This window comes from Sphingobium olei (assembly GCF_042678845.1).
GTDB lineage: Bacteria > Pseudomonadota > Alphaproteobacteria > Sphingomonadales > Sphingomonadaceae > Sphingobium > Sphingobium olei.
Genome location: NZ_JBHTLS010000109.1, coordinates 1 through 23295, shown reverse-complemented (window position 1 = coordinate 23295; position 23295 = coordinate 1). Strand labels below are relative to the sequence as shown.

Sequence of the window (23295 nt, the reverse complement as noted above, 5' to 3'; positions counted from 1 at the left end):
ATGGCGGGGGGCCTCTTCGAAAGCCTGCTTGCCGGGATACTTGGCGACGCCAAGCGGCCCGACGCCGAACGGCCGGAGCTCGGTGTCCCGATGCTCGCGCACTGGCTGCCCTATCGAAGCTATGATCCCAAGACCGGGATCTTTTACAACAGCGCCTCTCGGGGCTTCGTGATCGAGGCGGCGCCGCTCGTTGGCGCTGATGAGCGGACGGGTGAGATTCTCACGCAATTCCTGTCGGAAGCGATCCCCGCGCCCGGCTGCCTGCAGTTCCACCAATGGATGAGCCCGCGGATCGGCGAGCGCCTCTCGAAATGGTATCTGCCGCGCTACTCGGCGCGCGGCGTCTATGAGCGCATGGCCAAGCACAGGGTCGATTTTCTGACCGACGGGGTCTGGAAATCGCTGTCGGCCGACGCGCCCTTTTCGCTGCGCAACCACCGGGTCGCGATCTCCTATTCGACGCCCGAAACCTCGAGCGTCACGACCGACGAGATCGTGGCGGTCATGGATGGCCTCATCTCGGCGCTGGCGTCGATCAACGTCTCGGCGCGCAAGATGGACCCGTCGGCGCTGATCGCCTGGATCGACGACATCACCTCGCCCACGACAGCGGCAGGCGAGGATGTCGTCAGCTACAACCCGCTTGATCCCATCGCCGACCAAGCCATCCGCCGCGACGTCGAACTGCATGTCGAGCCCGACCGCATGCTGCTGCGGACCGAGCGCTTCCGCCCCACCGGCAAGACGATCGACGAAGCCCCGGAGATCGGCGAGATCCTGCCCGACGTCTTCGACGTTCGCTCCTTTTCGGTCCGCAACCTGCCGGCGCGCTGGGCACCCTGGGACGTCGCGCGCCTCATCGGCGACATGTTCACCGACAAGCTGCGCATGCCCTGTCCGATCGCAACCAACCTCTGCGTCGAATTTCCAGACCCGATGGCCGCGAGCAACAAGGCGAGCTTTAAATTCATGCGGACGACGAGTCTCGCCGATTCCAAGTCGTCGCGCTTCCTCCCGCAGCTCAAGGACCAGAGCCAGGAATGGCGGTATGTGAACGACGAAATCCGCCAGGGCCGCAAGCTCGTCCGCGTGTTTTTCAGCGTCGCTTCCTTCTCGCCCAAGGGCAGGGGTGATGCCAACGAGCGGGTGCTGAAGTCGGTCTACCGGGCGGCGGGCTGGGACCTTCTCGACGATCGATATCTGCAGATCATGGGGCTGCTCTGCGCGATGCCCATGACGATGGCGAATGGGCTTTCGCGCGACCTTGAGCGCATGAAACGGATGCGCACGTTGTTGACCACGACGGCCGCCAATCTCGCGCCGATCCAGGGGGAGTTTCTCGGCGGCCAGGTTCCGCATCTGATGCTGATCGGGCGGCGCGGCCAGCCCTATTTCTGGAGTCCCTTCGAGAACAAGGCAGGCAACCATAATGTCGCCGTCGTCGGCAAGTCCGGGTCGGGCAAGTCGGTGACGCTCCAGGAACTGTGCGCATCGCTGTGCGGCGCCGGTGCGCGTGTCGTCGTGATCGACGACGGCCGCTCGTTCGAGCACTCGGCCAAGCTGCAGGGTGGCGCCTTCGTCGAGTTCACCATGTCGTCGGGCTTCTGTCTCAACCCTTTCAGCATGATCGACGAGGAGCTGGCAAGGCAAGACGAGGACTATCTCCTCGATTGCATGGCGATGCTGAAGGCCATCGTGAACCAGATGGCACGCCACATCGACCGGCTGAACGACACCGAGCGGGGCCTGATCGACGGCGCGGTCAACGCGGTCTGGGAAGAGAAGGGAAGGGCCGGCTCAATCGACGATGTGATCGCCGCGCTCGATGCGACGGGCAACCACCAGGCGAGCGACCTCGGCATCGCCATGCGGCCCTTCTCGAGCGGAGGCACCTATGGCCGCTTCTTCCAGGGCGAGGTGTCGTTCGAACTGTCGGCGCAGCTCACCGTCTTCGAGCTATCCGACCTGTCGTCGCGCGAGGAACTGAGGAGCGTGGTCCTCACCGCGATCATGTTCATGTCGCAGCAGATGATGCGCAAGATCGATCGTTCGATCCCCAAGGCGCTGCTGCTCGACGAGGCGTGGCAGATGCTGCGCGGCGGCGCGATGGCCGACTTCATCGAGACCTATGCGCGTACCTGCCGCAAATATGGCGCCTCGCTGGTGACGGCGACCCAGTCGCTCAACGACTATTACAAATCCGCGGGCTCCGTTGCCGCGCTGGAGAATTCGGACTGGTTCGTGATCCTCCAGCAAAAGCCGGAGACGATCGCGGATTTCAAGAAGCACGACCGCTTCGAGATGGACGATTACACCGACGCGCTGCTGCGCTCGCTCAAGATCAACGGGCGCGAATATTCGGATATCCTGATCAAGGGACCCGAGACGCTGGCTGTCGGGCGTCTGGTGCTCGATCCCTTCTCGGCCACGGTCTATTCGTCCAGTCCCACCGTCTATGCCGCGATCGAAGACCTGGTCGCGCAGGGCCTCAGCATGGACGAGGCGATCGAGCGGATCGCCTTCCCAGACAATCCCGAGAAATGGGCCTCGCACGGCGATGCCGAGCTCGCGCAGGCGGCGGAGTGAGCCATGGCGACTAGGAGCCCACGGACCAAGGTAAGCGCGCGCAGCGATCCCTCGGTCGACACGCGCGCCCTGCTCTACTTTGGACTGCATTTTGCGGGTTTCCTGGCCTCGACCCTGCTGATGACCTGGGGTCTCTTCGCTCTGTTCTTTCTCGCGCTCGGCGGCTTCTCGCTCGACGGGCTGATGAACCAGCTCAACAACCTGACCACCCGCTACGTCCTCGCGACGCCGCCCCGCGTCGCGTCGTTCAAGACAGTCTTCGCCGTGGCCCATGTCATCCTCTCTGCAGGGCTCATCGTCTTGCGGCGCGGCAGGATCATGCCCCCGGCCCGAACGCAGGGAGATCCCCGCCATGGCTGAGCAACCCGAACTCGATCTTCCCGCGCCGCCGGCGACCCCTCTCGAGCCGGCAAGGGCGCCAAGACGGACTTACTTCGCCGGCTATAGCCGGATGCAAATCCTTGGCGGATTGATCCTCCTGGTTGCAGCCATCTGGGGCATGTGGGTGACGAAGACGCTCGTCACGCCGAAGCAGGATCATATCGTCTCGGCCCGCCTGTCATCGATCGTCGGCGAGTATGTGCAGGCCCAGGCGCGCTCGGCATCGCCACCGGCGCAGGTCGAAGCCGAGATGCGCACCTTCATGGCGTCGCTCGACAAGGAACTGCAAAGACGCAGTGCCGGCGGCCAGATCGTCCTCGTCGGGGAAGCCGTGCTGACGAAGAACGTGCCGGATATCACCGACAGCCTGAAGAATGCGGTCTATGCTTCGGGCGTGCCCCGGCCGCGACAGGCGTCGGCCGAGCAGCTCCAGCAGCTCGAACAGCAGGCGATGGCGGCCGTTCAGCCGCAGGTCGTGCCCCAGGCAGAGATCGCGGGGCAGATGCCGGGAGGTTCTGCAGCGATCGATCCGATGCTGGCGGCGCAGGGGATGCAAGCCGGGCCGATGCAACAGCAGGCTGCGCCGCAATATGCCCCGCCGGCGGCCCAGGTGTCCACCTTCGGAGGTCCCGATGGCAGTGGCGGCCAATAGACCCGCTGCCGAGCGGGCTCCAGCCTGGCGGCCGCGAATGCGGCTGTGGCAGCTCTTCGGCCTTTTCGTCGCGGGCAGCATCGTCCTGAGCGCGATCGCCGAGTGGCGCAGCGACCATCTCCTGCTGATCAATACGACGGACTCGCTGCCGAACTGGGCCTTTCTGATTCAGCGCCACAAGCTGCCGGCGCGCGGCGACTATCTTTTCTTCGGCCCGCCGCAGAGCGCGCTTCTGCGCCGCCATTTCGGCGCGAAGCCCCGGATGTTCGGCAAGATCGTCTACGGCATGCCGGGCGACACTATCAGCCATGCCGGCCGTGAGGTCGCCGTCAATGGCCGCACGGTCGCGCGGATGAAGCCATTCACGCGGTTCGGCGAGCCGTTGACGCCGGGCGCGACTGGGGTCGTGCCGCCGGGATGCTATTTCGCGGCGACGCCGCACAAGGATGGCTTCGACAGCCGCTATGCCGAGATCGGCTTCGTCTGCGCGCGCCAGGTCATCGGAACCGGGGAGCCCATCCTATGAGGATGCTTGTTACAGGCGGCCTCGCCGTCGCCGCGACGATCGGAGCGCTCATCGTCATTGGGCCGATGCGATTGGAAGCGAAGGATTACGGCCAGGCGGCGCAGACCTTCCCGGTGATCGAGCCTGATCTGCTCTCGACGATCGAGAACCGCCTGAAGCGCGCGGAGGCGAGCGGCGAGCTCGCGCGCACGAACGAGATGTTTGCCAAGCGCGTCGAGGCCAAGGTCCGCCGACCCGATCCTGTGTCGGGCATTACGCCCGCGCGCACCGCCCGAAGCTGGGACTTCGATCCCTCGATCACGATGGAACGCGACATTCGCGACCAGAAGGGCAATCTGATCGCCGCCAAGGGCCAGCGGATCAACCCGCTCGACCTCGTCACGATCCGGCAGGATCTGGTCTTCATCGACGGCGATGACGCCGACCAGCTTTCCTGGGCGACGGCTCGCTATTCCGACATCAAGGCCAAGATCATCTTCGTGAATGGTTCGCCGATCGAGCAGATGACCGCGAAGAAACGGCGCTTCTACTTCGATCAGGAAGGCAAGCTCACCTCGCGCTTCGGCATCGAGCACACGCCCGCGGTCGTTGCCCAGGCTGGCAAGGTCATGAAGGTGACAGAGGTCGTCCTCAAGGCGGGGGGACCGAGCTGATGCCGCTGTGGCTCGACATGCTCCGCACCCCCATGGCGGCGCCCGAGACGGCCGATCTTCGGCGGCTGCGACGGATCTGGCAGCTTCTCTGCCTCCTGTTGGGCGTCAGCGTCCTTGCCCTGCAGCCCTTGCTGCGCCTGATCGGCGGGGCGGCGCCCTGTGCGATCGCCGCGCTGCTCGTCGCGGCGCTGTTGACGACGGCGCTCTACCTCGCGCGCAAGCACCGCGCCGACTCCGCTTTTCTCGACGCTGCCGGGGAGGATCAGTGATGCGCGCCGTTCGATCCGCTGTGCGGTTGCTCCTGATGACGATCGCGGCCTTCGTCCTCGTGCCGAGCGCCGAGGCGGCCGGCCCGACCTGTCACGGCAAATTCGTCAATCCGATCACCGACGTCTGCTGGTCCTGCCTCTTCCCGCTATCGGTGGGCGGCCTCAAGATCTGGCCGAGCGGCCGCCCGGATACCAGCAATCCCGCCTCGCCCATCTGCCTGTGCGGCAGTCCCATTCCGCGGATCGGCATCGCCGTCGGCTTTTGGGAGCCGGCGCGGCTCGCCGACGTCACGATGAAGCCCTGGTGTTTCCCGAACCTGGGCGGCATCCGCATCGCGCCTGGCTTCGACATCGGGCAGGGCTATCTCGCGGGCCCGTCGATGGTGGGCGGGCGATCCCAGAGCACCGCGAAGTGGCACGTCCACTGGTATGTCTATCCGCTTCTCTACTGGATGGAGATCCTCACCGACTTCGTTTGCTTCGAGCAGGCGAGTTTCGACATCGCCTATATGACCGAGATCGATCCGCTCTGGCAGGATGACTCGCTGACGGCGCTGATCAACCCGGAGGCGATCGTCTTCGCCAATCCGATCGCGCAGGTCGCCTGCGCCGGCGACTGCATCGCCGGTACGGTCCATCTCCCGCTCGACCCGCTCTTCTGGTGCGCGGGCTGCCAGGGCAGCATGTATCCACTGAACGGCAACGTCCCGTCCTCGATCGGCCATGTGCAGTCCTCGCGGCTCGCCCTGTCGCGCTTCGCCTACAAAATGCACCGCGAGGCGCTGGCCTGGGGCACGATGGGGTCCGCGGGGCTCTGTAAGAAGTATCTCATGCCGATCATGCGGAAGCAGCAATACCGCTTCCAGATGGTCAATCCGATCCCGACGGTGAGCGGCCGCTTCGCCTGCTCCGCGATCGGGGCATCCACCATGCCGCCTGACGCAGGCCGAGCCTATCCCGCTGCCGGCGAGGACATGGGCTACCTCGTCTGGCGCAAGCGCAACTGCTGCGTGCTCTAGGAGGCTTGTCGATGCGCGCATATCTCTGGGGCTCCGCTGCGATTATCGCGGTCGCCAGCGTAACGGCACTGCTTGCCCAGACCGTCGACGGGATCGACGTCCAGGCGATCAAGCAGCGCTCGGCCGATCTCCAGGCCGATGCCGAGGCTTTCGTCAACCAGGTCAAGGATAGGGGCGATGCCTTCCGCGAAGATGCGGCACAGTCACGCGACGCTGGAATGGCCAACATGCAGCGGGTCGCAACGAGCGAGCTGCCCAAAGGTCCGGCCGGGCCCGTCGACTTCGATGAAATCGTGGCCGGTGCCGCCTCGAACGTGACGGCGGGGAAGGGGGAGGCACCCCAGTTCATTGTCTTCGCCAGCCTCTCGATGCCGCCACAGTCCTTGAGGAAGCTGATCGCAGATACCGCAAGGGCCGGCGGTGTGGTGGTCTTCCGCGGCTTTCCGAACAATTCGATGAAGGAATTCGCGGGCCGGCTCGGCAAGATTGTCGATCAGCAGAACGATTTCGCCAATGTCGGGATCGATCCGCGCCTCTTCCGGGCCTTCGATGTGCAGGCGGTGCCGACCTATGTCGCGGTCTCGTCGGACTTCGACCTGTGCGCCGGATTTTCCTGCCAGACGAAGGTGCCGCCTTATGACCGTCTCGTCGGCAACGTCTCGGTCGAATATGCGCTCGAGCAGTTCGCCGATGGCAACGGCCCTGGCGCGCGGATCGCTGCTGTCGGCCTCTCCAACATGCGCAAGGCTGCCCAATGAGGCGAGCGCTTGCCTTGGCTGCGCTGTTCACAGCACTGGCGATCGGATCGCCGGCAGTCGGGCAGATGACGCTCGATGAGGCGCGACAAGAAGGAAAGGCGCTCGGTACCGAGAAGCGGAACGATTCCACGCTCGTGCCGTCGAGCGACGCGCAGGCGGCCGCGGTGCCCGGCTATTCGGGCACGAGCCTGCCTGAGGGCTCCTATTTCGACGATCCGGAAAAGCTCGAGGCGGCTGCCCAGTCGGCCAAGTCGTCGAACGAACAGTACCGGATCACGACCGATGCCGATCGCACCCGGGCCACGTTCAGCAATTTCGAGGTCCTCTCGACCACTGCGCGCGCGACGTCGGTCGAGAATGATCCGTCGACCTATCTCGACGGCGAGTCGATGGGAGGGACCAAGGGCACTTGCGTGCCGCTCCCGGCAACGACCGGCAGCGCGGGCTACTATGAGACGAGCTGCAACGCCGGCAGCAAGGTCGAGCAAAGCGCACCAGTCTGCCGGACGCCGCTAGTGGTCAACGTGACACCCGGCACGACCAAATTTATCTATACCTGCGAGAACTGGGCAACGTCAGCGGCGCAGGGCAATAACAACGTCGGCCGGCGCTGCGTGCCTGCATTCAATGCGCCCGTTCAAAACGGCATATGCCGCGAGCGCTCGCGCGAAACCGTCTTCTACAACATCTGCCGGCAAGGCAATCCGCGCTTCTGCACCGAGCCCGACATCGAAGAAGGCGAGATCATCACCTACGAGTGCGACAGCCCGGATATAGCTCGACCTTATACCGAAGAGACTTCGGGGCAGATCACACAAGAATATCGCAACGAGACAACGTGCAATGCGGCAACCGCCGGACAGACATGTGAGCTCGAAGCAGAAACCTGTGTCGATCCTGAACCTACAACCCGCACAATCAATGGCGTTTCAGTGACACGGGCATGCTGGAACTGGGAGCGAACTTATAGTTGCCACCGCTTCAGCCAAGGCAACGACTGCGGCGATCTCGAGGCGAACGGCAGCTGTACACACCTCAGGACCGAATGCCTGGACGAGGAACCGGACGGGGGTCCGTGCAAGGTCGAGAACCGGGTTTTTCGCTGCCCCACGCCGTCAGGCGGAGCGAGCGATGCGCCCCAATATATCTGTGGCGACGACGTCTACTGCATCAACGGTGACTGCGAACCGATCGTTCGGGAGGCGTCCACGGAGTTCAGGGATGCGCTGGTCGCGCTCCATTCGATCGACCAGGCCGGCAAGGAGTTCGACGAGACCAATTTCACGGTTTTCAAGGGCAATCGCGAGACCTGCCACAAGCCGGTCTTCGGTCTGATTAACTGCTGCGCGGGCAAGACGTCGGGTCTTCTCACGGTCGGTGCCGGCGCCGCGGCGCTGGCGGGAGGGCCGGCCGCGATCGCCGCGCTGGCGACGCCTTTCCTCACCTTGTTCGCCTGCTCGCAGGACGAGATGAAGCTCGACATCAAGGACCGCATGGGCCTCTGCCACAACCTCGGTACCTATTGCTCGTCGAGCTTCCTCGGCATCTGCAAGACTAAGCGAACGGCCTATTGCTGCTTCGAAAGCAAGCTCAGCCGCGTACTTCAGGAGCAGGGCCGCCCTCAGCTGGGCAAGTCGTGGGGCTCCGCCAAGAAGGAGCAATGCCTCGGTTTCACGATCGATGAGTTTTCCCGTCTCGACCTGTCGGTGATGGATTTCACAGAGGTCTACGCGGACTTCATGGATGCGGCCAAGCTGCCTGATGAAGTTCAGACCATGACCGAAATCCAGCAGAAGATTCAGAATTACTACGACCTTCACGGCAAGTAAGATGGGCGAACCCGTCTCCTTGTCGCCGCGACGCAGCACCCGCCCAAGGACATAGGACCATGCCGTTCTTCATCATAGAGCTTCCCGCGCTTCTCGCGTCAATCACGATGCAGCCGCCGGCGGCGGCGCAGTTCCATCGTTGCGGAACGCCTCCTGCCAGCGTGGCCGATTGCTGCGTTCACCTCGCAGCCTGGAACGGCGCGCCAGCCACCGCACTTTCCACCCGTTCCTCCGCGCATTCTGCCTCATCCGATGAAAGGACGACGAGCGATGTCGATGATCGCTAGAATTTCGATGCTGGTCGCCCTGGGTGCTGGCCTGACGGCGCCGCTCATGGCGCAGGACGCTCCATCGTCATCCGATGCGATCGAGCAGAGCCGTCCTGACGAGTTCTACTGCGGCGAGCGCAAGCTCGGGCAATGGTTCTATTGCGACAGGCCGAAGGCAGCGCCCCGGGAGGCGCCGGCTGCACCGCCGCAGCAGAGCGCGGTAGACCGCATGACCGCGATCACCAGGCATCTCGACGAACTGAAGGCGAAGGCGATCCTCGAACCGTCGGAGGAGAACGTCATCGCCTATGTCCGCTTCCAGCGCGAGCAGCTAGACCGGGCGTCGACCTTCTCCGACGTCTGGCAGCGGGCGCTATGGCAGAACCCTGACATCGACTACACGCTGCAGAGGCCGGTCTCGACGGTCGGCAAGCGGGCGTGGCTCGACAATCGCAAGGCCGACCGCGACGCGGTGCTCACCAATCTCGGGCAGCGGTACGGGCTCTTCTATTTCTTCGCTCAGAGCTGCGGCGCGTGCGAGCTGTTCGCGCCGATCCTCCGTTCGGTGACCGACAGGCACCGCATGGCGGTGATGGCCGTGTCGATGGACGGGGGGCCGAGCCGCGAGTTTCCGAACTACGTCGTCGATTCCGGTCAGCGCGCCCGGATGGGCGTGCCTGGCAATGAGACGCCGGCGCTCGTCCTCTTCGACACGGCGACAAGGCGCACCATTCCGATCGGCTACGGCATCCTCAGCGCGGATGAGATCATGGATCGCATCTTCACGCTCACGAACACCAAGTTGGGGAGCGATTACTGATGGCACATCATCCAGGCAAAAGTCGTGCGCGCCGCTTCCTCCGTTCGGCGGGCGCCTCGATGGCGATGATCGCCGCGCTCAATTTCGCGATTGTCGGCGTGGCGCGCGCCGACGTCGCCTCCGAGATGAACAACTTTTTCTCGGAGGCGGGCGGGGCGGCCAATGTCACCGGCCCTTCGGCCTTCCAGGGACAATCCGCCGGCTACTACTCGCTCGGCAATGTCTGGACGCGTTTTCCGCAGAAAAGCGTGCAACCGTTCAATCTTCAGCTTCCCAGCGCCCGGGCGGGCTGCGGCGGCATCGACCTGTTTTCGGGCAGCTTCTCGTTCATCAACGCCTCCGAGATCGTGGCCATGCTGAAGGCCACAGCGAACAATGCGCTCGGCTTCGCCTTCAAGCTCGCCATCGATTCCGTGTCGCCCGAGATCGGCAAGGTCATGGACGAGTTCAGCCAGAAGGCACAGCTCCTCAACCAGATGAACATCTCGAGCTGCGAGACCGCGCAGGCGCTGGTCGGCGGCATTTGGCCGCAGATGGAGACGACGCGTGCGACCATCTGCGAGGCGGTCGGAAATAGTCAGGGCGTGTTCTCTGACTGGGCGGCTTCCCGTCAGGGCTGCAACAACGGCAACAGGCGCGATTCCACGATCGCCGGCAACACCGACGCGTCGATGAAGGACCAGCTGGTGGGCGAGCCGCACAATTACACCTGGGAGGCGCTCAAGAAGTCCGCCAAGTTCGGCGCGTTCGACCAGTCCTTCTCCGAATATATCATGACGCTGGTGGGCACGGTCGTGACGACGCCGTCTACCGATCCGAGCGTCGGCGGCAAGGTGGTGATGTTTGGCCCGGCCGAGGAGGCCGTCGTGACCGCTCTGCTCGACGGCACGGCCGACGCGCCGGCCGTCAAGATGCTCAAGTGCAACGACGAGAATTGCTACGACGTCGGCGAGCAGACCCTATCGGTCCCTGCATCCTCGGCGCTGCGGCCGCGCATTGCGACGATGATCAAGTCGATGAGCGACAAGATCCGCTCCGACACGCCGCTCGATGCGGCCGAAAAGCAGCTCCTCAATCTCGCCACGGTGCCGATCTACAAGATTCTCGCTGTGCAGGCCTATGCGCACTACGCGCTCACCGACGGCGAGATTCAGACCCTCTCGGAAATCGTGGCGGTCGATCTACTCTCGGCGATGCTCGACAACATGTTGGACCGCGTCGAGCAGGCGAAGGTCCACTACCAGACCTTCGACCAGGAGACCGCTACCCAGTGGAAGCAGCAGATCGCGGCGACGCGCGCGAAATTCAGCCAGCGGGATGTCCGTCTGAACAACAAGCTGCAGGTCACGATGCAAATCATCAACCGCAGCATCATGCTGGAATCGACGCTGCAGAACTCGATGACGCCTGGCATGGCCTCCGCGCTCAATTTCTCGCGCGGGCTGAACGCGCAGGGGCTGAACTAGGGCGGGAGCGCGGCGATGCTGGAGGTCTTCACAGTCGGGGGCGGCGAGTATCTCGTCAACGTGTTCAATGCCGTCGCGGCCTGGTCCGGGGGAGGGGGCTATCGCTCGCTCCTGCGGGTCGTGATGGTGATGGGCCTCATCTATTCGCTGCTCGTCGTCGCGTTCACGCTCAACTTCAAGGCGTGGATGAACTGGTTTTTGCAGGCGACTGCGATCTACCTGTGCCTTATGGTGCCGACGGTCAGCATCAAGGTGACCGATCGGATCAACCCCAGTCTGGCGCCATCGACGATCGACAATGTGCCGATGGGCCTTGGCGTTCTCGCCAGTTTCACGACCCAGGTCGGTGATTGGCTGACCCGCACGGCCGAGACCGTTTTCGTCATGCCGAGCGAGCTCAACTATTCCAGCAATGGCATGGTCTATGGCGCGCGCCTGTTCGACGCGACCCGCAATTTCGTGGTGAGGGACGCCGAGTTCTCGACCAATCTCGAGAACCACTTCAAGAACTGTGTGTTCGGCGACGTGATGCTCTACCAGAAGTCGCTCACCAACCTCGCCAAGGCGCCCGACCTGTGGGCGGCGATCGGGCCGGGATCGGAGGCGCGGTCGCAGGAATGGCTGGAGCGACAGGGCGACGGCACCGTCCAGAACTTCATCGTCACCTGCCGGCAGGCCTATCAGGCTCTTGACGCGCAATGGGCGCCGATGATCGAGGCCAACGCCCCACTGTGGGGCAAGGAGGTCTATCCCAAGCTGAGCAACGCCCTGGCTGCTGACAAGCTCAAGCACGACGTGCCGATCGCGAACACTGCCTTTACCGGATCGGGGAGCAATTTCACCGAAACGATGCGACAGAACACGGCCATCAACGCCTTCATGCAGGCCCGCAACAGTATGGCCGGCGGGGCTGGCGCTGCGGCAATCGACACTTTTGCGCAAACGAGGGCCGACATTCAGGCCCGCAACACCTACAACTCTATCGCGCAGCAGGCGATGGCCTGGGTGCCGATCCTGAACATCGTGCTGACCGTCGTCTTTTTCGCGATGTTTCCTGTGATTTTCCCGCTGTTCCTCATGCCGCAGACCGGCGTCGGCACGCTCAAGGGCTATGCCATGGGGTTCTTCTATCTGGCGGCATGGGGTCCGCTTTACGTCATCCTGCACATGATCTGCATGACCAGGGCGGAATCCGCGGCCAACGGTGTGGCCGGGGGTGGGGTGACGCTCGGCAGCTATGCCGGGATCGGCGCAGTCAACGGCGAGACCGCGACGATCGCCGGCTTCATGCTCATGAGCGTGCCCTTCCTCGCGGCCGGCCTGGCGCGCGGGGCGATGTCGATCGCCGGCCAGTCCATGTCGATGCTGGCGCCCGCGCAGAACGCAGCCGAGGCGGCGGCGCTCGAGCAGACTACCGGCAACTACTCCTACGGCAATGTGAGCTGGGCGAACTCGACGTCGAACATGCGCCAGGCCGATCAGTGGACCACAGCACCGAGCTATATGGGCGGCGCACCGAGCATCGGCTGGCGCCAGGACAATGGCGCGATGATCAGCGGCTTCGGCAATGGTCAGGAGGTGTTCGACACCTCCAGTGCGATCTCGCGCCTCGGCTTCACGCCGACGATGACGACGGGATCGGTCGCCGAATGGCGCGAGATGGCCAGCGAAGCCCACCGGCAGGCGCAGGCCTACGAGAATGCCGCCGCCGAGGTTCTCACCGCCACGCACGCCAATCGGAGCGCTTTCGGCACTTCGACTGAACGGTCTTCCGGTTGGGATTCCAGCAGCGGACGGCAGGCGAACACCTCCGTCGATCAATTCGATCGGCGGACCGGAAGCAGCACACAGGGCCAGGAGGAACGGGATACGATCTCGCAAGGCCAGCGAATATCTCAGGGCCATGATCGCCAGGCGCAGACTAACGATCAGATCATGGGATCGGTCACTGCAAATGTCGGCGGCAACCAAAATGGGGGGCGGGCAGGTGGTCGCGGCGGAGCGTTGGGAAGACTGCCGGGGATTGGCGGCAGCGTATCCAAGTCCGGCAGCCAGATCGATGGGCTCCGCTACGGGACGGAGGAAACCCGCGGCAGCGACAGCGCCAATACATCCTCAAGTGGCGTGCGGGACGAACATTCAAGCGGAACCGGTGCGTCGATGTCCGACGGGACATATTCGCGCAGCGGTAGCTTCAGCCGGGCATCGGCCACATCTTCGGCATCGGCTAGCACTGAAGATTCCCTGGCGCTTGCGAAGTCCTATTCGGAAACGGCCCGCCGCCTTGAGGAGCTTTCCCAGCAGTTGTCGCGCGACGCCAGCTATGCCGAGACGCATGGCATGCAACTCAGCGAAAATCTGAGCCAGGATCTCGCTCAATGGTATCGACGCCAGCAGGTCGAGAATCCTGGGCTTGATGCGCCGGAGCTTTGGGCGACCGACTTGACCGACCAGCAGCGGGTCGTGCGCCAGGAGATGATCACGCGCTGGATGCACGACAAGCAGGACGGCATTCGGGCCGAGATCGAAGGCCGTCTGCACGATCCAGACCTCGTCGACGTAAGCCGGCCGAGCATCTCAAGTGCGACAGACGTGAGAGGGTCTTACCGGCCACATGGACCTGGGCGTCTGCCCGCGGGCCCCGGCGGGGGCGGCGATGTGGGCGCCGCCGCGATCATCGAGGCGGGCAAGACCGAACTCAGCGGCGATCGGGCTGCTGCGCAGACAATGCGAGGACAGCGCGTTCAGGGCTCCACCGATCTGCAGCAGGAAGTGAACCGCGACCACGATCGTGGGTTCTTCCAAGACCCTAAGCTTCGCGAATAAAGCTTAGAGGAGGTAGAAAATCGCTCCAACGAAGCCGGCCATCAGAAGATAAGCAAGCGCGTAGCCGATCATCCCTCCGCGAGTAGGATTGCCGTGCTGATCGATGAACATCTCGATGTCAGCCAGTTCCTCTTCAACGACACCAAAGACGGGGCCTCCCGGGAGGTCTTTAGTCTGGTTGTATGTGTTGAGATCAAATTTGAGGATGCGCATGGCCATCTCCTAGCAGCGGAGAATAGCCGGTTCGAGCTTTGTTCGCAACGGATTGCAGGGGATTATAGGGAGATTGGCGAGTTTATGAAAAAGCCATAGACTGCCGTGACCTCGCTATAGATCCATGACCCTGGGGCTTCGCTCGGAGGCCATAGTCTCGGGACAGAGGGCGTCCGACGTCTTGGATTGTATGCCTCAAATATATCTCTCACATATTAGCCCATGAAATTCCGAGGAATTGAGGAACCTTGAAATTTATGCCAAAGATATGCCATGAAGGTAGCTCGAACCGATAAATTGAAGTCGTTGCTTGACGCTTGGGAGCCGCACACCGTGGCGACCAGCCCGCATCTCAAGGCGCTTGGGCTGACGGCGCAGGATCTGCAGAACTACACTGCCTCGCAGTGGCTGGTCTCGCTTGGCCGCGGTGCTTTCAAACGCCCCATGGAAACCGTGACCTGGCAGGGCGCGCTATACAGCGTTCAATCGCAACTCAAGCTCCCGGTCCATGTGGGGGCCCTGACGGCCCTCGAGATGACGGGGAACAGCCACTATCTGCGCTTCGGGGGGAGCCGGGCCTATCTCTTCTCTCCGCTGCATGTCGTTCTGCCGGCCTGGTTCCAGACGCATTGGGGGGAAGAGGTTCGGCATATGCAAAGCAAGCTCCTGCCGAATGACGTCGGCCTCACCGAGCAGAGAAGCCCGGAAGGCTATCCATTGACCACGGCGACGCCCGAACGGGCCATCCTGGAGCTGCTGCACCTTGCGCCCAAGGAATTCGATCTCGTCGAGGCCGGCCACATCGTCGAAGGCATGACGTCGCTTCGTCCCAAGCTCATGCAATCGCTGCTCGAGGCGTGCACGTCGGTGAAGGTCCGGCGGCTGTTCCTCTATCTTGCGGAGAGGGTGGATCTCCCCGTCATGCGCCATCTGAAGGTGGAGCAGATAGACCTGGGTTCGGGTGATCGCAGCCTTGTGAAAATGGGGCGCTATGTCCCGAAATACCGACTGCTCCTTCCCAGGGAGCTCGTTTCGGGTGATAACTGAGCAATATCGCGACCAGGTCCGGCTCCTGCTGGACGTCCTGCCGCTCGTCATGGCCGAGCCTGTCTTCGCGCCGAAGGGCGGCACCGCGATCAACCTGTTCGAATGGGACCTTCCGCGGCTCTCCGTCGACATCGATCTGACCTACCTACCGATCCACGACCGGGCCCAATCCTTTCGCGCGATCAGTGAGGCTCTGGCCCGGATCAAGGCGGACATCGAACGCCGCCTGCCACCGACCCGCGTAACCCAGACACGCCAGGGCCAGGAAGGGATGGAGGTCAAGCTCAACTGCCAGCGCGGCAAGACCCAGATCAAGGTGGAGGTTAACCCCACCCTGCGCGGCCATCTCCTTCCCCTCCGCGACTTGCCATGTTCGGACCAGGTGCAGGAGAGGTTTGAGGCATTCGTCGAGGGTCGATGCCTCTCGCACGGCGAGCTTTTCGGCGAAGATCTGTGCCGCGCTCGACCGCCAGCACCCGCGCGATCTGTTCGACGTGAAGCGCCTGCTTGACTCAGAAGGGCTCGTTGACGAGGTTCGTCACGGTGTCGTCGCAGCTCTCGTAAGCCACGGGCGCCCGGTCGCTGAGCTGATCAGCCCGAGCCGAAAGGACCAAAGCGCCACGTTCAAGGCTCAGTTCGAAGGAATGCCCTTCGAGCCATTCACCTACGACGATCATGTCGAAACGCTCGATCGCCTTGTGCAGACGATTCATGCCTCGTTCGATGCCGATGATCGACGGTTTCTCAGCAGCTTCGAGGCCGGGGATCCGGAGTGGGAAAGCTTCCCCATGCCCGCGATCCGTGAGCTTCCAGCGCCGCAGTTCAAATTGCTGAACATTCATAGGTTCAGAGACACGCAGCCCAAAAGGCATCAGGCCGGTCTGGCAGCGCTGGAAGTGGCGCTTTCGTGATGAGCCATCAGGATTGCGAACAGGGTACGCCTAGGACGGGACCCGCTCCAATTGAAGGTGGTTCGCCTCCTGTGCAGTGACGACATATTCGATCGCACCTGGGAGCCAAGGCTGGGGGAGGGGATTGGCAGCCAGGGGATTGTGAATGACATAATATGGGGGCTGGCCACAGAATTTGTCGCGGTCATCGGGAAAGGCGTAGAAGCCCGAGCAGCCGACGATAGCGCTGACGCAACGATAGTCCTCCTGGAGGAAGCTGTCGGTGGGAATCTCTTCCCCAGTGGCCTTGAGCACGGTGTCTTGCCATGAGAGCTGCCAGCCACCGAGCGGCTGACCTGTCTGCACGTCGACATGGGCCTGCGGGCTGCCGAAGGGGAGCACAGCCATGGCTGCGAGCGGGGCGCCCCCAATGCCGTGGGTATCGCCTCCCAGCCGGCAGGCGTTCACGGCGATCACGAAGGGGAGTTTCGGATCGACGGCCTCCTGCTCCAGGCATTTGAGATAGCCATCAAGCTTGGCCTTGATGACAGACGTCCAGCGCAGGAGCATCTGGTCGGTGGGAACCATCACAGCGGCATTGGCGCCGCCATCCTGCCACTCCTGCGGCAAGCCACCCTTGGCGGCGTCGCCCGGCTGCGCGGCTACCGCCTCGATATAGATCCGGTCATCGACCATGAAGTCGGGGCCCATGTCCTCGCTGGCCATGTTCCAGCCGAGGTCCTGAAAGCGTCCATAGAGCATCGATTCCCAGATCCGGCTCGCCAGCTTGCCGAGATCGCCGCTCCCGAACTCGTCGAGGAAATGTCGGTCGCGGCAATCCGACTGCGCGAACCTCGCCACCATTGGCGTCAGATAGTTCGCGATGTCGGGATCGCCACTTGGCCAGATGCGCGAGAATGTTTCGCGAATGAGCGCAGCCAGTTCGTCGTTATCGCTCATTTGGTGCCGGGCCGACCATCAAGGGGGGAAGGGGGCGACGCCTCAGTCCTCAGGGGTTCGAGGCGTCAACCTCGACTAGCCGTTGAGCTTGTCCTTGACGGCTTTCGCCACAGTGAAGGTGAGCTTCCTGGACGCCGGAATCTTGATGGTTTCGCGGGTGGCCGGGTTACGGCCGTCGCGCGCGGGGACGTCCTTCACTTTGAACTTCCCAAACCCGTTGAGGCTCACTTCGTCTCCCTTGGCCGCCGCATCCGCGATTGCCGCGAAGACGAGGTCGACTGCCTTGCGGGCATCCGCTTTGGTTGTGCCGGTCTGGCTGGCAAGGGTTTCGGCAAGCTCACTATTGTTCATTCGGATGATCCTTCATCACAGTGGAAGTCTGGCCCTGCATAGCTGCCTGAACAGGACTGCGCTATCGGTGTGCCTGTTCTGCATGAAAATGCCGGCATCGAGGGCGTCGCGACAATCTCATGACGCGATGGGCGAACGCCTCGTTCTCTTCGGCGGCCTGCCTGACGAGACGCGGCGGCTTTGGCGGGTTCCCGAGCCGTATGTCGCCGAGCGTCGCGTGATCAGCATCCATGTCGGTGCTGACCACATGGGATAGGAGCTTGCCCGGCATCCCGGCGACGACGTCCAGCAGAGGAACTCGCCTGCGGAGCCTACACGGTCGATTCTTGCGACAAAGAGGACGAGCGCGAGGCTGCCTTGTTGCGTTTGCCGGCGATTCTCGATCTCCATGTCCGATCGATGCCCCAAATAGGCGGCCACGCTTGACCATGACGGCGGTCTTTAGCCTTCAATGCACCCCGCAGCATTTCTTGTATTTGCGGCCCGACCCGCAGGGGCAAGGATCATTCCGCCCCACCTTGGTTCGCCGTGCCGCCGCGGGGCGACGGGGAGCATTCTCAAGCCGCCACTGGTGCAAGATCTCCACCCATATCGGGATAAGATCAGGGGCCTCCGCGTCCCATTGGTCTTCCTCCGCGCGATCGAGTTCGCGGTCGCCATTGGCAAAGTTCCGTAACATGCGGATCCCAGCCAAGGCTGCATGACAAGCAGCATCGTCATCCGCCTCGATCCGCGCCCAGCCGTCCGGCGAGAGAGCCATCGCCTGTGCAAACCCGTCGATCCACATCTCCCATAAGGTTTCACCGCTGCGCGTATCGGTTTCGAGCACTGGCCCATAGGCACCTGGATGTCCCAGTGAATCGATAATCGATTGGTAATGGATCATCACGAGGTTGAGGAACGCCTGAAGTTCTTCTGCGGACTCGAATTCCGGTTCCCCATCGCTCTCGTCCCCGGCCCAGATAAGCGGAATCCATCGTCCAGGTGCGATCAGATCCGGGCTGACCACGATTCCCGCCAGGAACCCGTCCAGCTGCGATATCAGCATCGCGTCGGGCTGATCGAGCAACAGGCGGTCAAGGGTTTCAAGATAAGCGGGTTCGGACTCCATGGTCCGTGATTAACTCCGGGACGGATGGCGGTCACTGCTTTTGGCCTTTTACGCGGAGCAGCAGGGCCAACCCGCCAGCGCGCGGCGGGCCCGCGCGGCATTTGTCGATCGAGGATTGCAGCGATCGGCCACGCCATCCGGACCCGTTGTTTGACGATATCCGCGAGTCTGGCTGCATGGGCCGGCATATCCGCCAGCGAAAGATCACGGACGTCCTCGAAGATTTCCCTCTGATTATCGAGATACTCCACCACACTGTCGCGCAGTCGCACTCGCGCCACACTGTCATGCTCCTCGATGGCGTGGCCGGATGAGCGTTATATTCCAGATTCTGTCGTTGGACCCTGGCCTGATTGCGGAACATCCGGCGTGGGTGAAGCATGGCGGTAACAGGCTGGCGCCATGCGTCGCTTCCAACGCTCTAAGGCCGGTTCGACGCGTCGCGCCTTGACCATATAATCGACAGCGCCGCGGCTATCGAGACCGGCCGCAGCCTTTTTCACGGCGGGCCACGGCGGAGGGAACGCCGGATCGTTGGAAGCGAACACCACGCGGTTGCCGCGTTGCTCGGCAGGCACGCCTATAACCCGTCCCTCGAAGCTGGCGGCGATACGCCGTGAAGCACGGCAAACGCCATTGAATTGTCGCAGAGATTGGCGACGAGCAGACCGGCGCCGCCCAGTCGGTCGCGGCAGTTGTCATAGAAGGCGCGTTCGCTCAGTGCCTCTGGAAGGCCGCCACTGTCGAAGCCGTCGAGGAACAGGATATCGGGCCGGCCCCCCGCCGCCGCCACAAAATCCACGCCATCGGCGCAGATGACCCGAAAACGGTGATCGTCCGCCGGGACATGGAATCGATCCCTGAGCGCGATGACCTCGGGATCGATCTCGACGACCGTGATGTCGCAGTCCGGCAGGCAGCGATAGCAGGCCTTGGCAAGCGACCCGCCGCCAAGGCCGATCATTTCGATGCGTCGGGGCTGAGGGCGGAAAAGCCGGAAGCCCATCATCATCCGCGTATAGTCGAACAACAGATGGTCAGGATCGCTCAGCTTCATCCCGCTCTGCACCGTCGTCCAGTCGAACAGCAGGGAGAGCATATCCCCAAAACGGAAAAGCATGGGTCCCGTGGCGCCGAACGGGGCGTCGAGCGAGATCGGCAACTCTCCGGCGCCATCGAACCGACCCTGAAGTTTCGTCCCTGGCTCGGGACGTTCGAAGCGCAGGTCGAAGAGCAGGTCGTGAAACTGGGCGAGATCGACATCTCCGCAAGACGGCGACGCTTCGTCTGCGCGATTGGCGTCATCCATCATACGCCCTCCGACCCGTGCATCCGGATGCGGGCAGGGAAAGATCGCGCTGCCATCGCGCGGCTTCCGCCGCGTTGAGCGCTGCCAGCCGCAAAAGCCTGTCGGCTTCGTCACGCCCAAGCGACTGTCTGGCCAAGCCCTCGCGAACGAAGTCGTTCAGCAGCATGTTCTGCAGCCGGAGAAATGCCGTGAAACGCTTCGCGGCCTTCATCGTATGGCCGTCTGTCGTAAGAGACGAGGAGGCACCCCGCGCCTAACCTTGGTGATCACTATCTCACACCCGCTCCGAACATCGAGGACCGTTACGTGTTAGCACATGGATGATAATTTCGTAAGGTTGAACTATGATGTTTTGTACATCATAGGGGCGCTATGATCACCTCTCAGCAAATGCGGGCGGCGCGGGCGCTGCTCGGGATCGACCAGAAGCGACTGGCGGAACTGGCCGGCGTGTCCCTTCCCACGATCCAGCGGATGGAGACATCCGACGGACAAGTGCGCGGTGTCGTGGAGACCCTGGTCAAGGTCGTCTCGGCGCTGGATCGGGAAGGCATCGAACTGATCGGTGAACATGCGCCAAGCCTGGGTGTCGGGCGCGGCGTGCGCTTGCGCACGTCCGGCCGCAGGCAGGGGGCAAACTCGGAAATGGACATGAGCAGATGACGGATAGTGGTGATGACTATGTATATGATGAGGAGAGCGGGGAATGGATGCCCGGCACTGAACTGGCCGAGCGGCAACGCGCGACGGCGCAGGTGCAAGTCCGCGACGCCGTCGGCAATCTGCTCGCCGATGGCGACCAGGTGACGCTCATCAAGGACCTGGACGTTAAGGGCGCCGGGCAGACCCTCAAACGCGGCACGCTCATCAAATCGATCCGCCTGACCGGCGATGATCAGGAAATCGACTGCAAGTTCGACGGCATCAAGGGTCTCGTCTTGCGCGCCGAGTTCGTCCGCAAGCGCTGATGGCACGCCGGAATATCCCCATGCCGTCCGCCTCGGCCATTCGTGAGTTGGCGGACAGCGAAGGCCGCCTCGCAATCCGGGTGACGCCCAATGCCTCGGCTGATGCGATCCTGTTGCCGTCCGGCCCTGGCGGATCCGAACTGATCGTGCGGACAACGACAACGCCTGAGGGCGGCAAGGCTAACGAGGCGACGCTGCGGCTTCTCGCCGAAGCGCTGGGCCAGCCGGCCTCGGCGCTTGAACTCCTGCGCGGCGGCAGCGCACGAAGGAAGCTCGTTCGCATCGGCACAGCCTGCAGATGAGGGCGCCATGCTGATCCGCCAGGGCGATGCGCGTAATAGTCGTCTCGACCGCAAGCTTGCCTTTGCGCTGGCTGCGGTGGCGGGCGGACTCAATGCCGCCGCCTTTCACGAGGTCGGCTTCTTCTCGGCCAATATGACCGGCAACGTCTCGGCCCTGTCCAGCCTGCTGGCCATGGGGCGATGGGCGCATGGCCTGGGCTATCTGGCGATCGTCGTCGCCTTTATCGCTGGCGCCACGGTCTCGACGCTTGTGATCGACGCCGGCCTGCGGCGCGGCATCGTTAGCATCTATGCGCGCGTCGTCCTGGTGGAGGGCGCGATGCTCGTACTGCTTGGCCTCTTGCGAATGGCGCTGGATCGCGCTGCCGGAGTGCCGCTGCTCATCGCGGGTCTTGCTTTCCTGATGGGGCTGCAAAACGCCATCGTCACGCATATTTCCGATGCCCGCGTTCGCACGACGCACGTCTCGGGCATGTCGACCGATATCGGCATCGGGCTCGCACGGATGATCGACATGGTGCGCGGGAACGCGCGGAGCTCGGATCGAGATGCGATCGTGACCCGATTGCGCCTCCATATCGGCACCGTGCTGTCCTTTCTTCTCGGCGGTGTCCTGGGGGTGCTCGCATGGCGCTTAGTGGGCGATCTCAGTTTTGCCTTCGCCGGGCTTCTGCTTGCCGTCGCAGCGCTGGGTTCGATCGCAAGCGCCTTCCAAATGCCAGAGCGAAGCGACACGCGCTAGTGATCTTCGATGCTCAGGCGTTCGTACGGCGTGACACTGCAGCGATCGGCCGTGAATGATTTTGCAAGCGATATGTCGATCATGATGGCGAGATCGCGAGGCTTGCCGCCATCGCTGCCTGTGTCGCCAATCTATTCTGTCCCGAACTCCTGGGGAATGTCATGTGGCCACATGCGGGCACCGTGGATCACACGAAGGATGCGGACTGTGTCGCCGATGATCTGGTAAGGCGCCACATAGGACGTGCGTGCGATCACCAGTTCGCGTGTCCCTTCGATCCGCCCCGGTCGGCCGCTGTTCGGGAAATCTTTGAGGCGCTGGGCTGCTGCCTCGATTCGGTCATCAACGCCGGCGGCGGATTGAGGGTCATCCCCGGCAATCCAGATGAATATCGCCAGACGGTCGGTGGCGGCGTGATTGGACCAGACGATCCTCATTGCACCGGCTTGATGCCCTTTCGCGCGTTAGCGCGAAGCTCGGCGAAGCGCGCTGAAACTTCTGTGTCGTCAATGTCGGGCCGCTCATCGTCCAGCGCCTCCTGCACCCGCGCCCGGAACCACTGGTCATAGGCTTGCCGCTCTACCAGCAGTTCCATCGGGGCAACACCTTCACGCGCGGTGCGGGTCAGAAGGATGCGCACCGCGTCCGATACCGTAAGCCCCATCCGCTCGAACACAGCGGAGGCGCGCTCCTTCACGTCCGAATCGATTCGGGTCTGGATCAAGGCATTATTGGCCATGTGGTCACTCCTACGATCCCAATGTAATTCAATCGCATGACAATTGCTATCGGAAAACCGTATGCACTATGTTGAGGCCCATTGTTTCGTGCGCCTCGAACTCTGAGTCCTTCAGACTCACTGTGTGAGCTCGTAATCCCAGTTTGTCCCGAAAGCGTGGGGCGGATAGCGAGCCATATGACGCTGCACTTCACAGGTGGGTTCCCCGATGCTCCCTTGCTTGTGGCCCGGGGCATGGCAAGGGAGAGGTCCGAAAGGCAGCAGATATCCTCTTCGATGAGCTTCATTCTGGCCCGCTGGCGATCTGCAGCAATGGAGGACATTGCGTGGATGGTACGCTAAACGATGGAGTGGATGGCTCCCGCTCACCGGCTGAGGCAGACTGCCTCGGCTGAAGAGCGAGGAGACGGACGATGAGTGAGATTGTCACGATTGGGCTGGATATCGCGAAGTCGGTGTTCCAGGTCCATGGTGTAGACGCGGCGGGTCAGGTGGTTGTGACCCGGCAATTGAAGCGCGGACAGATGTTGAAGTTTTTCGCGGCATTGCCTCCGGTTCTGATCGGGATCGAAGCCTGCGGAACGGCGCATCACTGGGGTCGGCAGCTCC

The 23295-nt window shown here is 62.9% G+C and carries 25 protein-coding genes and 2 pseudogenes; 19 read left to right on the top strand and 8 right to left on the bottom strand.

The annotated features are described in order from the left end of the window. From traC to ACFQ24_RS07310, 12 genes are all read left to right on the top strand, one after another. Positions 1 to 2586, top strand: a complete 2586-nt coding sequence (gene traC, locus ACFQ24_RS07365) for a type IV secretion system protein TraC (RefSeq protein WP_380910161.1) — start codon at positions 1 to 3, stop codon at positions 2584 to 2586. A 3-nt stretch (positions 2587 to 2589) separates the two neighbouring features. Then, entirely contained in the window at positions 2590 to 2946 is a 357-nt protein-coding gene (locus ACFQ24_RS07360) for a hypothetical protein (protein ID WP_380910159.1), read from the top strand. Next, the gene (locus tag ACFQ24_RS07355; RefSeq protein ID WP_380910157.1) at positions 2939 to 3619 is read left to right on the top strand and encodes a type-F conjugative transfer system protein TrbI; all 681 of its coding nucleotides are present in this window, start codon (positions 2939 to 2941) and stop codon (positions 3617 to 3619) included. Before ACFQ24_RS07360 ends, ACFQ24_RS07355 begins: the two co-directional genes overlap by 8 nt. Further along, entirely contained in the window at positions 3600 to 4145 is a 546-nt protein-coding gene (locus ACFQ24_RS07350; protein WP_380910155.1) for a S26 family signal peptidase, read from the top strand. The genes ACFQ24_RS07355 and ACFQ24_RS07350 overlap by 20 nt, the downstream gene beginning before the upstream one ends. Further along, positions 4142 to 4798: a type-F conjugative transfer system protein TraW gene (gene traW, locus ACFQ24_RS07345; RefSeq protein WP_380910153.1), complete on the top strand. Its 657-nt coding sequence runs from the start codon at positions 4142 to 4144 to the stop codon at positions 4796 to 4798. The genes ACFQ24_RS07350 and traW overlap by 4 nt, the downstream gene beginning before the upstream one ends. Next, a complete protein-coding gene (locus tag ACFQ24_RS07340) occupies positions 4798 to 5067 on the top strand; it encodes a hypothetical protein (RefSeq protein ID WP_380910151.1) in 270 nt (89 codons plus the stop codon). Before traW ends, ACFQ24_RS07340 begins: the two co-directional genes overlap by 1 nt. Further along, positions 5067 to 6086, top strand: coding sequence for a conjugal transfer pilus assembly protein TraU (gene traU, locus ACFQ24_RS07335; protein WP_380910149.1), 1020 nt, complete (start codon positions 5067 to 5069; stop codon positions 6084 to 6086). The genes ACFQ24_RS07340 and traU overlap by 1 nt, the downstream gene beginning before the upstream one ends. An 11-nt stretch (positions 6087 to 6097) precedes the next feature. Then, the gene (trbC, locus tag ACFQ24_RS07330; RefSeq protein WP_380910147.1) at positions 6098 to 6844 is read left to right on the top strand and encodes a type-F conjugative transfer system pilin assembly protein TrbC; all 747 of its coding nucleotides are present in this window, start codon (positions 6098 to 6100) and stop codon (positions 6842 to 6844) included. Next, positions 6841 to 8673 carry a conjugal transfer protein TraN gene (locus tag ACFQ24_RS07325; RefSeq protein ID WP_380910145.1) on the top strand — a complete coding sequence of 611 codons (1833 nt, stop codon included), beginning with the start codon at positions 6841 to 6843 and terminating at the stop codon, positions 8671 to 8673. Before trbC ends, ACFQ24_RS07325 begins: the two co-directional genes overlap by 4 nt. 270 nt (positions 8674 to 8943) lie before the next feature. Beyond that, positions 8944 to 9762: a conjugal transfer protein TraF gene (locus ACFQ24_RS07320; protein WP_380910143.1), complete on the top strand. Its 819-nt coding sequence runs from the start codon at positions 8944 to 8946 to the stop codon at positions 9760 to 9762. Positions 9763 to 9827: 65 nt separating this feature from the next. Next, positions 9828 to 11228, top strand: coding sequence for a conjugal transfer protein TraH (locus tag ACFQ24_RS07315; protein ID WP_380910178.1), 1401 nt, complete (start codon positions 9828 to 9830; stop codon positions 11226 to 11228). A gap of 15 nt (positions 11229 to 11243) precedes the next feature. Beyond that, positions 11244 to 14054, top strand: coding sequence for a conjugal transfer protein TraG N-terminal domain-containing protein (locus tag ACFQ24_RS07310; RefSeq protein ID WP_380910141.1), 2811 nt, complete (start codon positions 11244 to 11246; stop codon positions 14052 to 14054). Positions 14055 to 14057: 3 nt separating this feature from the next. Here the strand turns inward: ACFQ24_RS07310 and ACFQ24_RS07305 are convergent, their stop codons facing one another. Next, positions 14058 to 14267 carry a hypothetical protein gene (locus tag ACFQ24_RS07305; protein WP_380910139.1) on the bottom strand — a complete coding sequence of 70 codons (210 nt, stop codon included), beginning with the start codon at positions 14265 to 14267 and terminating at the stop codon, positions 14058 to 14060. Between the two features lie 273 nt (positions 14268 to 14540). Between ACFQ24_RS07305 and ACFQ24_RS07300 the strand changes: the two genes are divergently transcribed. Both ACFQ24_RS07300 and ACFQ24_RS07295 read left to right on the top strand, forming a co-directional pair. Next, positions 14541 to 15314: a type IV toxin-antitoxin system AbiEi family antitoxin domain-containing protein gene (locus tag ACFQ24_RS07300; RefSeq protein WP_380910137.1), complete on the top strand. Its 774-nt coding sequence runs from the start codon at positions 14541 to 14543 to the stop codon at positions 15312 to 15314. After that, positions 15259 to 16225, top strand: a pseudogene (locus ACFQ24_RS07295) (nucleotidyl transferase AbiEii/AbiGii toxin family protein). Before ACFQ24_RS07300 ends, ACFQ24_RS07295 begins: the two are co-directional and overlap by 56 nt. Before the next feature lie 30 nt (positions 16226 to 16255). On the opposite strand, the gene ACFQ24_RS07290 reads toward ACFQ24_RS07295, so the two are convergent. From ACFQ24_RS07290 to ACFQ24_RS07270, 5 genes are all read right to left on the bottom strand, one after another. Beyond that, positions 16256 to 17164: a hypothetical protein gene (locus ACFQ24_RS07290; protein WP_380910135.1), complete on the bottom strand. Its 909-nt coding sequence runs from the start codon at positions 17162 to 17164 to the stop codon at positions 16256 to 16258. A 75-nt stretch (positions 17165 to 17239) separates the two neighbouring features. Next, complete coding sequence (locus ACFQ24_RS07285) at positions 17240 to 17515, bottom strand: HU family DNA-binding protein (protein WP_380910133.1); 276 nt, start codon at positions 17513 to 17515, stop codon at positions 17240 to 17242. A 448-nt stretch (positions 17516 to 17963) separates the two neighbouring features. Next, complete coding sequence (locus tag ACFQ24_RS07280) at positions 17964 to 18626, bottom strand: UPF0149 family protein (protein WP_380910132.1); 663 nt, start codon at positions 18624 to 18626, stop codon at positions 17964 to 17966. 580 nt (positions 18627 to 19206) lie between these two features. Continuing rightward, positions 19207 to 19935 carry a fused MFS/spermidine synthase gene (locus tag ACFQ24_RS07275; RefSeq protein WP_380910130.1) on the bottom strand — a complete coding sequence of 243 codons (729 nt, stop codon included), beginning with the start codon at positions 19933 to 19935 and terminating at the stop codon, positions 19207 to 19209. Further along, positions 19928 to 20146: a hypothetical protein gene (locus tag ACFQ24_RS07270; RefSeq protein ID WP_380910128.1), complete on the bottom strand. Its 219-nt coding sequence runs from the start codon at positions 20144 to 20146 to the stop codon at positions 19928 to 19930. The genes ACFQ24_RS07275 and ACFQ24_RS07270 overlap by 8 nt, the downstream gene beginning before the upstream one ends. Positions 20147 to 20307: 161 nt before the next feature. Here ACFQ24_RS07270 and ACFQ24_RS07265 point away from each other — a divergent pair, with 161 nt between their 5' ends. The 4 genes from ACFQ24_RS07265 to ACFQ24_RS07250 are packed head-to-tail and all read left to right on the top strand — an operon-like array spanning position 20308 to position 21947. Continuing rightward, positions 20308 to 20598: a helix-turn-helix domain-containing protein gene (locus tag ACFQ24_RS07265; RefSeq protein WP_380910126.1), complete on the top strand. Its 291-nt coding sequence runs from the start codon at positions 20308 to 20310 to the stop codon at positions 20596 to 20598. Further along, positions 20595 to 20903: an alkylphosphonate utilization protein gene (locus ACFQ24_RS07260; RefSeq protein ID WP_380910124.1), complete on the top strand. Its 309-nt coding sequence runs from the start codon at positions 20595 to 20597 to the stop codon at positions 20901 to 20903. Before ACFQ24_RS07265 ends, ACFQ24_RS07260 begins: the two co-directional genes overlap by 4 nt. Then, positions 20903 to 21205, top strand: coding sequence for a DUF167 domain-containing protein (locus ACFQ24_RS07255; RefSeq protein WP_429615050.1), 303 nt, complete (start codon positions 20903 to 20905; stop codon positions 21203 to 21205). The genes ACFQ24_RS07260 and ACFQ24_RS07255 overlap by 1 nt, the downstream gene beginning before the upstream one ends. A gap of 7 nt (positions 21206 to 21212) precedes the next feature. Continuing rightward, entirely contained in the window at positions 21213 to 21947 is a 735-nt protein-coding gene (locus ACFQ24_RS07250) for a YoaK family protein (protein ID WP_380910120.1), read from the top strand. A 131-nt stretch (positions 21948 to 22078) separates the two neighbouring features. Here the strand turns inward: ACFQ24_RS07250 and ACFQ24_RS07245 are convergent, their stop codons facing one another. Continuing rightward, complete coding sequence (locus ACFQ24_RS07245; RefSeq protein WP_380910118.1) at positions 22079 to 22384, bottom strand: type II toxin-antitoxin system RelE/ParE family toxin; 306 nt, start codon at positions 22382 to 22384, stop codon at positions 22079 to 22081. Continuing rightward, entirely contained in the window at positions 22381 to 22686 is a 306-nt protein-coding gene (locus ACFQ24_RS07240) for a type II toxin-antitoxin system RelB/DinJ family antitoxin (RefSeq protein WP_380910116.1), read from the bottom strand. Before ACFQ24_RS07240 ends, ACFQ24_RS07245 begins: the two co-directional genes overlap by 4 nt. Before the next feature lie 413 nt (positions 22687 to 23099). On the opposite strand from ACFQ24_RS07240, the pseudogene ACFQ24_RS07235 reads away from it, so the two are divergent. Beyond that, positions 23100 to 23295 (top strand): annotated as a pseudogene (locus tag ACFQ24_RS07235) (IS110 family transposase); the annotation flags it as partial.

Coding starts and splice junctions, on each gene's coding strand:
- traC (WP_380910161.1), top strand. CDS start 1: ATGGCGGGGGGCCTCTTCGAAAGCCTGCTTGCCGGGATACTTGGCGAC.
- ACFQ24_RS07360 (WP_380910159.1), top strand. CDS start 2,590: ATGGCGACTAGGAGCCCACGGACCAAGGTAAGCGCGCGCAGCGATCCC.
- ACFQ24_RS07355 (WP_380910157.1), top strand. CDS start 2,939: ATGGCTGAGCAACCCGAACTCGATCTTCCCGCGCCGCCGGCGACCCCT.
- ACFQ24_RS07350 (WP_380910155.1), top strand. CDS start 3,600: ATGGCAGTGGCGGCCAATAGACCCGCTGCCGAGCGGGCTCCAGCCTGG.
- traW (WP_380910153.1), top strand. CDS start 4,142: ATGAGGATGCTTGTTACAGGCGGCCTCGCCGTCGCCGCGACGATCGGA.
- ACFQ24_RS07340 (WP_380910151.1), top strand. CDS start 4,798: ATGCCGCTGTGGCTCGACATGCTCCGCACCCCCATGGCGGCGCCCGAG.
- traU (WP_380910149.1), top strand. CDS start 5,067: ATGCGCGCCGTTCGATCCGCTGTGCGGTTGCTCCTGATGACGATCGCG.
- trbC (WP_380910147.1), top strand. CDS start 6,098: ATGCGCGCATATCTCTGGGGCTCCGCTGCGATTATCGCGGTCGCCAGC.
- ACFQ24_RS07325 (WP_380910145.1), top strand. CDS start 6,841: ATGAGGCGAGCGCTTGCCTTGGCTGCGCTGTTCACAGCACTGGCGATC.
- ACFQ24_RS07320 (WP_380910143.1), top strand. CDS start 8,944: ATGTCGATGATCGCTAGAATTTCGATGCTGGTCGCCCTGGGTGCTGGC.
- ACFQ24_RS07315 (WP_380910178.1), top strand. CDS start 9,828: ATGATCGCCGCGCTCAATTTCGCGATTGTCGGCGTGGCGCGCGCCGAC.
- ACFQ24_RS07310 (WP_380910141.1), top strand. CDS start 11,244: ATGCTGGAGGTCTTCACAGTCGGGGGCGGCGAGTATCTCGTCAACGTG.
- ACFQ24_RS07305 (WP_380910139.1), bottom strand. CDS start 14,267: ATGCGCATCCTCAAATTTGATCTCAACACATACAACCAGACTAAAGAC.
- ACFQ24_RS07300 (WP_380910137.1), top strand. CDS start 14,541: ATGAAGGTAGCTCGAACCGATAAATTGAAGTCGTTGCTTGACGCTTGG.
- ACFQ24_RS07290 (WP_380910135.1), bottom strand. CDS start 17,164: ATGAGCGATAACGACGAACTGGCTGCGCTCATTCGCGAAACATTCTCG.
- ACFQ24_RS07285 (WP_380910133.1), bottom strand. CDS start 17,515: ATGAACAATAGTGAGCTTGCCGAAACCCTTGCCAGCCAGACCGGCACA.
- ACFQ24_RS07280 (WP_380910132.1), bottom strand. CDS start 18,626: ATGGAGTCCGAACCCGCTTATCTTGAAACCCTTGACCGCCTGTTGCTC.
- ACFQ24_RS07275 (WP_380910130.1), bottom strand. CDS start 19,935: ATGGATGACGCCAATCGCGCAGACGAAGCGTCGCCGTCTTGCGGAGAT.
- ACFQ24_RS07270 (WP_380910128.1), bottom strand. CDS start 20,146: ATGAAGGCCGCGAAGCGTTTCACGGCATTTCTCCGGCTGCAGAACATG.
- ACFQ24_RS07265 (WP_380910126.1), top strand. CDS start 20,308: ATGATCACCTCTCAGCAAATGCGGGCGGCGCGGGCGCTGCTCGGGATC.
- ACFQ24_RS07260 (WP_380910124.1), top strand. CDS start 20,595: ATGACGGATAGTGGTGATGACTATGTATATGATGAGGAGAGCGGGGAA.
- ACFQ24_RS07255 (WP_429615050.1), top strand. CDS start 20,903: ATGGCACGCCGGAATATCCCCATGCCGTCCGCCTCGGCCATTCGTGAG.
- ACFQ24_RS07250 (WP_380910120.1), top strand. CDS start 21,213: ATGCTGATCCGCCAGGGCGATGCGCGTAATAGTCGTCTCGACCGCAAG.
- ACFQ24_RS07245 (WP_380910118.1), bottom strand. CDS start 22,384: ATGAGGATCGTCTGGTCCAATCACGCCGCCACCGACCGTCTGGCGATA.
- ACFQ24_RS07240 (WP_380910116.1), bottom strand. CDS start 22,686: ATGGCCAATAATGCCTTGATCCAGACCCGAATCGATTCGGACGTGAAG.